Origin of the sequence: Poinsettia branch-inducing phytoplasma str. JR1 (assembly GCF_000309465.1) — a bacterium.
GTDB lineage: Bacteria > Bacillota_I > Bacilli_A > Acholeplasmatales > Acholeplasmataceae > Phytoplasma > Phytoplasma pruni.
In genome coordinates this window covers 1-651 of the sequence record NZ_AKIK01000151.1, presented here as the reverse complement: position 1 = coordinate 651, position 651 = coordinate 1, and the positions used below count along the sequence as shown (strand labels likewise).

General features: G+C 24.7%; 1 protein-coding gene. It reads right to left on the bottom strand.

The features are described from left to right. Positions 1–268: 268 nt before the first annotated feature. On the bottom strand, positions 269–651 hold a 383-nt coding region (locus tag ON17_RS02740), incomplete at its 5' end, for an IS3 family transposase (RefSeq protein ID WP_017191974.1).

Sequence of the window (651 nt, the reverse complement as noted above, 5' to 3'; positions counted from 1 at the left end):
TGAACCGCTCTTCCGATCTTGCAACTCTAACAAAGTATTTTTATTAGACGAAAAAAGTGTCTAATATTTTTTTATAATTTGCTAGTTTCAAAAGATATTTTTGCTAATATTTTATCTTTTCATTATATAGTTAGGTAAAAAAAGTTAAAAACTCATATACAAAATGAAAATAAAATAATTTTTATTATTAATAAGAACATTTTATTAAAAAAGGCGCAAAAAAGATACCTTTTTAAAAGGTCTGTTTTTAAAAGTTTTTTTAATTCTTTTATCTTAAATTTTGTTCATATTGGATAGGCGAAAGATAATTTAATTTAGCCAAAATCCATTTAGAATTCCAAAAAGCAGGAAATTGGTTGATGATTTTACTTATTTTTGTTGGTGATTTTTGAAATAAAAAAGGATGGCGATAAAATAAAATGCTTTTCATTTGGCCGAATAAATTTTCGATGAATGCGTTATCACGAGGGGTAGCTTTTCTTGACATGCTAATGAAAAATCCTTTTTTGGTTAAGCTTTTTTGAACTTTTAAAGATTGATAAACTGTGCCTTGAAAGAGTAGGTGATAAGTGAATAAAGTTGTTTTTCTATTTAAATAAAATTTAAACAAAAGGAGATTTAAATGTCTAGAAAAAGAAGTTATCGTAGATC